This is a genomic window from Ruegeria sp. BHSA191 (assembly GCF_059613325.1).
In genome coordinates this window covers 1-7915 of sequence record NZ_JBXWSH010000033.1, presented here as the reverse complement: position 1 = coordinate 7915, position 7915 = coordinate 1, and the positions used below count along the sequence as shown (strand labels likewise).

The following is a 7915-nucleotide window of genomic DNA, read 5'->3' as shown; positions in this document are numbered from 1 at the left end:
TCCAGCGCGATTTCCTGCGGCACAAGGCCGATCATCCGACGCGCGGCCCGGAAATCGGCCTGAATGTCGTGCCCGCCCACGGTGACGGTGCCAGAGGTCGGCGTGGTGATCCCGCAGATGGTCGAGATCAGCGTGGTCTTGCCGGCGCCGTTGGGCCCCAGAAGGGCCAGAATTTCGCCCTGCCGGATGTCCAGCGACACGCCCTTGAGCGCCTCGAAACCGTCATCATAGGTTTTGCGCAGATCCTTGATCGAAAGAATGGTCGTCATGCGTCCTTCCCGTTCCGGCGCAGACCCTAGCGCGCCGATCCTGCCCGGAACAGGCCGAATCCGCACAAAGGCATGCGCATCCGTGCAGACCTAGTCGCGCCCGGTCAGGCGGCCCAGCCACCCTTTCCTTTCGGGGTCGGCACTCTCGTCAGGCTGGGCGGGGCCTTCGAAATGCTCCTGCAGGTTGGCGAAGAACTGATCGGCCATCTTCTTGGCAAAGCCGTCGATCAGGCGGCTGCCCAATTGCGCCAGCTTGCCGCCGACCTTGGCCTCGACGTCATAGGACAGAACGGTTCCGCCGCTGTCGCTGGGGGCGAAGGTCACCGTGGCGCCGCCCTTGGCAAAGCCCGCGGCCCCGCCCTTGCCTTCCCCCTCGATGGTCAGGCGCTGACCCTCGACCATGTCCGACATGGTCACCGTCCCCTTGAACGTCGCCTTCACCGGGCCGACCTTCTGCACCACGGTGGCCTCGTACCCGTCGGACGGATTGCCGGTGACCTCTTGCGCGCCGGGGACGCAGGCTTTCAGGACCTCGGGGTCCAGCAGAGCCGCAAAGACATCCGCAGGCGCCGCCTGAATCTCGCGCGTGTCACTCATCTGCATGGGTGCGCCCCCTTTCTTGCCTGGCATGGTTCCCAAAAGACCTAGCCCCGAAAGACGGTAGCTTGCAACAGCCATCATGCGCGGGTGGCGCGGTGCGCCTGCCGCAGGTCGACCTGTGCCTGCAATTCGGCAACCCGCTTCTGGACCAGATCGACATGCAGCCGCGCGTCATACTGGCCCTGCCGGTAAGCGGCCGGCAATCGAAGCTCGGCCAGCCGTTCATCCAGTTCGTGCAAACGCGCCTGCATGTCCCCAAGCTGATCCGGCGACGGGTCGGCGGCAAGCTCAAGCTCGATCTGCCGGATTTCGGGGTAATGCTGCCAGACACGCCACCGTTGCAGATAGGCATAGGCCTTGGGCAGTACACGCACCAAAGGCACCACGATGAAAAAGAATGGCAGGAACAGCAGCAACACGCGGTTGACCTGGGCCGCGATCCAATAGGGCAGAAGATTGTGCCACGTGCTGGGGCCTTCGTCGATCAACCTTCGCGCGGCACTGCTGACCGGCAGGCCCGTTCCTTCGACTCCCGGAAATTCTCCTGCATCGGTGATGATGCCCCGCGCCCGATGCAACTCGATCGCGGCCATCGTCAGACGGTTGACCAGGGCGGGATGAATGTCGGCCTGCACGACCAATCGCGCTTGCAGCGCGATCAACTTGACCGGCCGCGGCGGCAGGACCGGATCCAGTGACATTCCGCCGGCCGGAACCGTGACCACCGTCGCATAGGACAACCGGCGCGAGATCGCCTCGACATGCTCCAGTTCGAGCACCTTCAGCCCCGGCTCCTGATAGGCCGCCAGCAGGTAGGGCGCCTCGATCGGGGCAACGAAGACCGCGATATCCAACCTGTTGTCCAGCAAGGCCTCGGCAGCCTGATCATAATCGAGCGACACATGGATGTTGTCCGCCTCGGACAGGCCGACCACACGCTCGAAATCGCGAAAGGCATCGGCCGTGCCCGACCCGTCCGCGCCACGGTTGATACTAAGGTCTCGCCAAAGCGCCGGGTTGCTGGGAATACTGGCATCCGCGCGCGTCATGAATATCATCGGTTCGTAGAAAACCGTTCCGATTGCTTCGACCTTGTCGGGATCGACCACGATGCCGCCTTGCAGCAGCGCGGCATTTGCCTCGCCGCTTTCGATCAGACGGGCATTCTCGACCGAACCCGCAGTTTCCAGAATCTCCACCCGGATCTCGTCACGCGCCAGAATCTCGGCATAGTCCTGCGCGATCTGCTCATAGGCCCCGCCGCTCGGGCCTCCGGCCATCCGCAGGCTGCCCGGAGGGTGCAGATGCAGGACGATCGCGGTCAATGCCGCCGCCACCAGCGCCGCGCCGATCATGATCCAAAGCCGCATTCCAGCCCTCGCTCCACATCCCGCCGAAAACGCTAGGCCAGCCGACCCTGGCTTGCAAGCGCCCCGAAGACCGGGCCGTTCATCGGTTTTTTCACCCGACGCCACGTTTTCGGCACCCAGCCCTTGCATTCGCATGGCCAAGCCGAAAGCATCGCGAACCGGGAGGATACATATGCTCAACGGATTCCGCGTCGTCGAAATCGAGGGGCTTGGCCCCGGCCCGTTCGCCGCCATGCTGCTGGCGGATCTGGGGGCCGATGTCGTGACCATCCACCGCAAGGGGGGTGCCGTCACACCGGGCATGCCGGACCGATCCGTGCTGGACCGGGGCAAACGCTCGATCGCGCTCGACCTCAAGGACCCCGACGACCTCGAAATCGCCCGGCGCCTGATCGCATCCGCCGACGCGTTGATCGAGGGCTTCCGGCCCGGCGTGATGGAGAAGCTGGGCTTGGGGCCCGATACCTGCCACGCTCTGAACCCGGCGCTGGTCTATGGCCGCATGACCGGCTGGGGCCAGGACAGCCCGCTTTCCGACACCGCAGGACATGATCTGAACTACATCGCCCTGTCCGGAGCGCTCTGGTACGGCTCTCCACCCGGCACCGAACCGATGACCCCGGCCACGCTGGTCGGCGACATCGGCGGCGGCGCGATGTATCTGGTCACCGGCATACTGGCCGGGCTGCTGAACGCGCGCGCAACCGGCACGGGCACGGTCGTCGACGCCGCCATCTACGACGGGTCCGCGCATATGATGAACCTGCTGATGAGCCTGGGCCAGACCGGCAACCTGTCCGACACGCGCGGCCAAAGCCTGTTGGACGGCCCGCATTGGAGCCGCACCTACACCTGCGCGGATGGCGGCTTTGTTTCGGTCCAATGTCTCGAACCGAAATTCTATGCCCAATTCCTGGAAATCCTGGGCCTGTCCCACGACCCAGCATTCCAGCAACAATACGACAGCACACGCTGGCCAGACCTGACCCGGCATCTGGCGGAAATCTTCGCAACCAAACCGCGCGACCATTGGGCCGAACTGTTTGAAGGCTCAGACGCCTGCGTCGCCCCGGTGCTCAGCCCCGACGAGGCCGCAACCCATCCGATGAATACTGCCCGCCAAACCTGGCGCGCGGCAGACGGCACCTTGCAGGCCGCCGCCGCGCCGCGCTTCTCCACCCATCAATGGCAGCCGAAACCTAGCCCGGCCCGCGGCCAACACACGACCGAAATCCTGACCGAACTCCAAGGCTCCCAAAAGACCTGACACACCCTTCATCTGGCCGAAAGTATCCCGGGGGTGAATTGGCCAACGGCCAAGAGGGGGCTGGCCCCCTCGCACGCTGCCTACCCGCTGCGCACCGTGTCGATCATCAACTGCACATTTTCCGGGTCGGCATCCGGTGTTATCCCGTGACCCAGGTTGAAAATATGCGGCCCCTTGGAAAAGGCGCGCACAATGCGACGGGTCTCATCCACCAGCGCTTGCCCGCCGGTGACCATGTGCGACGAGGCCAGGTTGCCTTGCACGCAGCCATCTACCTGCACCTGTTCGGCCGCCCATTCCGGCGCAACCGAGTTGTCCAGCGCCACGCAATCGACGCCGGTGGCCTTCGCGAAACCGACATAACCCTCGCCCGCCTCACGCGGGAAACCGATAACCGGAATGCCCGGGTGGCGTTCCTTGAGCGCCTCGGTGATGATTCGGCACGGCTCGACCGCGTATTTGGTGAAAGCCTCACCTTTCAGCGACCCGGCCCAGCTGTCGAAAATCTTGACCACCTCGGCCCCCGCTTCGATCTGAGCCGAAAGATATTCGATCGTGGCCGCCGTGATCCGGTCCATCAACGCCTCGAACAGCGCAGTGTTTTCCTCACGCAGGGCGTGGGCGGGACCCTGATCGGGGGTGCCACGCCCGGCGATCATATAGGTCGCAACGGTCCACGGGGCGCCGGCAAAGCCGATCAGCGTCGTCTCGGACGGCAGTTCGCGCGACAGGATACGCACGGTTTCATAGACGGGCGACAGGGTTTCGTGGATCGTATCAACGAGTTTCAAGGCGTCGAAATCCGATTGCTGCGTGATCGTCGACAGGCGCGGCCCTTCACCGGTGACGAACCAAAGATTGGCGCCCAGCGCCTGCGGCACCAGAAGGATGTCGGCAAAAAGGATCGCGGCATCGAACCCATAGCGGCGGATCGGCTGCAGCGTCACCTCGGCCGCCAGATCGGGGGTGTAGCACAGCGACAGGAAATCGCCCGCCTGTTCCCGCGTCGCGCGGTATTCGGGCAGATAGCGTCCGGCCTGTCGCATCATCCAGATCGGCGGCGTGTCCAGTACCTCGCCCGCCAGCGCCCGCAGCAGTTTCTTGTTCTCGGCCATGTCAGCCCCCACTATTCCGGTTCGCGCAACGGGTCCGCCTTCAGCGGCAAAATGTCAAGCGTGGCCCCCATTGTCAGGGCAATGTGACGCGACTAAAGCTGTGCCCATGACTTTGACCCTGCCCACCCCCGCATCGCCGCTGAAGATCGGCACCCGTGGTTCGCCGCTGGCGCTGGCCCAGGCCCATGAAACCCGTCAGCGGCTGTGCGATGCCTTCGATCTCCCGGAACAGGCGTTCGAGATCGTGGTGATCAAGACCACCGGCGACAACCGCGCCATGATCGACGCGGACCGCCCATTGAAAGAGATCGGAAACAAGGGCCTGTTCACCAAGGAAATCGAAGAGGCGATGCTGGGTGGGGACATCGACATCGCCGTGCACTCGACCAAGGACATGCCCGTCGAACAGCCGCAGGGGCTGGTGCTAGACACGTTCCTGCCGCGCGAGGACGTGCGCGATGCCTTCATCTCGCCTCGCCTCAGCTCGATCCTTGACCTGCCCGAGGGCGCGGTCGTCGGCACCTCGTCGCTGCGGCGGCGGGCACAATTGCTGCACCGCCGACCCGATCTGAACGTGGTCGAATTCCGGGGCAACGTGCAGACCCGGCTGAAGAAGCTGGCCGATGGTGTGGCCCAATGCACGTTCCTGGCCATGGCCGGCCTCCGCCGCCTGAACATGCAGGACGTGCCTGCCACCGCGATCTCGCCGGACGACATGCTGCCGGCCATCGCGCAAGGCACGATCGGCATCGAACGCCGCGCGGACGACAGCCGGGCCGCCGCAATGCTGGAGGCCATCCATCACGCGGAAACCGCCCAACGCCTGACGGCGGAACGCGCCTTGCTGGCCGCCCTGGACGGGTCCTGCGAAACGCCGATCGCCGGCTTGGCCGAGATAGCGGATGGCCAGCTGCGTCTGCGCGGCGAAGTCCTGCGCCCCGACGGCTCCGAATCGATCTCCGATACTTTGACCGGCGCCATCGAAGACGCTTTAGAGATGGGCCGCGCCATGGCAACCAGATTGCTTGGGCAAGCAGGGCCGGGCTTTTTCGATTGGCGCAAAATTTAGAAAAATTTCGGGAATGTGAACTGCTTCACTGTCGCGGAAGTTGATCCCCGGCATAACTGGTATACCGGATCGGGCAAGTCGCTGGTCTCGAATGTATCGAAGATTTTATTTCGTATTCTTTGTAGTTGGTATTCGAGGGGGCGAGACCGGATTGACGGCCTGATCGAGACGGACCGTTGCCAAAATGCTGGCAGCGGTCCGTCGACGACCGCACCAAAGGTACGACCAGATTGGTAACTGGTCGCAGACGGGAAAACTGGGCCGAATCGACCTCATTCGTCGCGCCTGTGTTTGACGTGGTTGAACTTTGCGGAGGAACGTTTTGCCATTGCGTGCAGCTTGTCCTGGTTCCGTCCGCCTTTCGGTTGGAGCAATCGCGGAAACAGACATCGTGCTCGCAACCTCTCAGCAACTGTTTCTGTTCGCGACTCATCCCGAACAAGCCAATGAGATGACACGAGTCATCCCGTCGAGTTTCTAACGTTCACAAAAAATGGATCTTTGCTGGAAAATCGCCTTGTATCCGGGTGTCGGGCAAGGATATACCCGCCAACGGAGACGTGGCCGAGTGGTCGAAGGCGCTCCCCTGCTAAGGGAGTAGGCGGGAAACCGTCTCGAGGGTTCGAATCCCTTCGTCTCCGCCACCCACCCCTATCTCTGTCAGCGCAGTCCTTCTTTCCCTGTTTTCTCCCGTTTTTCCGGGCGCTTGGGCTATGCCGTCTGCCGGAGAGACGACTGTAGTCCCATGAGCTGGCGCGATTTCGGCGCAGTGTCTCCGGAGGCACCATCACGCGCTTCGGTTAGCGCCAAAATTCCCTGCTAACAGGGAAAATACAGGGAAATTCTTCGAATTTGGGGCATTTTGGTGATTTTGGTCCCTGAATCATCACGTGTTATCAGTGCGTTGCGCAAGAATTCCCTGCATAGAATAACAGGGATCTTTTCGCGATTATCAGGGAAGTTTTCCGCGGGAACAGGGAACCCCTTTTGCGGATCAGAGATGTGGCGGGTTTTGCGCGAACCCGTACAACCTGAGCTGCGTGGCCCAGTCCAGCGGCATGGGTTTGCGGATGATCCGTTCGAGTGTCAGGTCGGCCGGCTGGCGCCCTTCGAGGATAGCGCGCTGGATGGCAGGCGCCAGGAACGCCAGCTGCGCCCGGGTGCGGATGTAGGATTCCGAGTGCGTGGTCGCGGCGGCAATTTCACTCAGCGGCTTTCCGCTGCGCAGATCAGCCACCCAGGCATGGGCCTGCGCCAGGGCGCGCAGCAGCGTGCGATCGGGCCGTGGCGCGCGCTCCCCGACGACGATCTTACCTTCCACGCCCCGACGCCGAAGGGCGAAGGGGGCCTCGATCGAGAGGGCTGACGGATTGATCGCGTTCGGATGGAGATCGAGTGCTTCGGCGAGCGCCGTGGCCTGCAGCCTCAGGACGATGCGGTTCTTCCCGATGCACCCCTCGGCCAGAAGACCGGCGAGCAGACCGGGCGTGCCTGCGGCAAGCTGACTGGAGAGGTAGCGCACCCTGTCCCTGATGGCGTTGCCCCGCTGCAGGTCCGCTTCTGCACAGATCCGGTGGTCGCGGGCGAGAGCGAAGAGGTGGTTGGCAACGGTTTCCGCCGCCGCCTGCTCCAGCGCGGCTGCAGGCAGTCGCCATCCAGCGGGATCCGGGCCGCCAGAGACCAGCCGGTTCGAGACATAGTACCGGATTTGCCGTCCATGACGCCGGGTGTGCGTCGGGGTCAGTCTGTCGCCGGTGTCGTCGCGCAGCTTTCCCGTCAGTGGGGCGACGCGGTCCGTGCCGGGATAGTCCGCAGGACCCTTACGGCCCCGCGGGCGCCCGCTGGCGGCCTGGAGCTTGGATTGGACCCGGTCCCACAGGGCCTCGTCCACGATTGAGGCGTGCTGCCCATCCCAGACCCGGGTCTTGTGGCGGATCTTGCCGATGTAGATCGGGTTGCGCAGGAGCGCATAGATCTGGCCGCGCGAGAACGAATTGCCACCCTGGACCCGCCCGGAGCGGAAGCGGTGCAGCTTGGAGCGCAGGCCCAAATCATTGGCCCGGCGCATCACGGCGTTCAGGCAGCCGAGGTCGTCGTAGAGCGCGAAGATCGTCCGAACGGTTTCTGCCTCAACTGCGTTGATGACGAGACCGCGGGTTTTTGGATCTGGATGCGGATTGTACCCGAGCGGCGGGACGCCACCCATCCAGAGCCCCTTCTTCTTG

At 63.6% G+C, this 7915-nt stretch carries 7 protein-coding genes and 1 tRNA gene; 3 read left to right on the top strand and 5 right to left on the bottom strand.

The window, feature by feature from the left end; all coding sequences use genetic code 11:
• From AC2FNS_RS17960 to AC2FNS_RS17950, 3 genes are all read right to left on the bottom strand, one after another.
• On the bottom strand, positions 1-269 hold a 269-nt coding region (locus AC2FNS_RS17960; protein ID WP_496803938.1), incomplete at its 3' end, for an ATP-binding cassette domain-containing protein.
• A gap of 90 nt (positions 270-359) precedes the next feature.
• Positions 360-872, bottom strand: a complete 513-nt coding sequence (locus AC2FNS_RS17955; RefSeq protein ID WP_496713521.1) for an SRPBCC family protein — start codon at positions 870-872, stop codon at positions 360-362.
• A 74-nt stretch (positions 873-946) separates the two neighbouring features.
• Positions 947-2239 (bottom strand): TAXI family TRAP transporter solute-binding subunit, encoded by a 1293-nt coding sequence (locus AC2FNS_RS17950; RefSeq protein ID WP_496713523.1) that lies wholly within the window; start codon positions 2237-2239, stop codon positions 947-949.
• A 172-nt stretch (positions 2240-2411) separates the two neighbouring features.
• On the opposite strand from AC2FNS_RS17950, the gene AC2FNS_RS17945 reads away from it, so the two are divergent.
• Positions 2412-3506 carry a CaiB/BaiF CoA transferase family protein gene (locus tag AC2FNS_RS17945; RefSeq protein WP_496713525.1) on the top strand — a complete coding sequence of 365 codons (1095 nt, stop codon included), beginning with the start codon at positions 2412-2414 and terminating at the stop codon, positions 3504-3506.
• Positions 3507-3586: 80 nt separating this feature from the next.
• Here the strand turns inward: AC2FNS_RS17945 and hemE are convergent, their stop codons facing one another.
• On the bottom strand, positions 3587-4621 hold the full coding sequence (hemE, locus tag AC2FNS_RS17940; RefSeq protein WP_496713527.1) for a uroporphyrinogen decarboxylase: 1035 nt from the start codon (positions 4619-4621) through the stop codon (positions 3587-3589).
• A gap of 106 nt (positions 4622-4727) precedes the next feature.
• On the opposite strand from hemE, the gene hemC reads away from it, so the two are divergent.
• Positions 4728-5690 (top strand): hydroxymethylbilane synthase, encoded by a 963-nt coding sequence (hemC, locus tag AC2FNS_RS17935; RefSeq protein WP_496687576.1) that lies wholly within the window; start codon positions 4728-4730, stop codon positions 5688-5690.
• Positions 5691-6244: 554 nt separating this feature from the next.
• A tRNA-Ser gene (locus AC2FNS_RS17930) sits at positions 6245-6334 on the top strand.
• A 350-nt stretch (positions 6335-6684) separates the two neighbouring features.
• On the opposite strand, the gene AC2FNS_RS17925 is transcribed toward AC2FNS_RS17930, so the two are convergent.
• On the bottom strand, positions 6685-7915 hold a 1231-nt coding region (locus AC2FNS_RS17925; RefSeq protein WP_496803937.1), incomplete at its 5' end, for a recombinase family protein.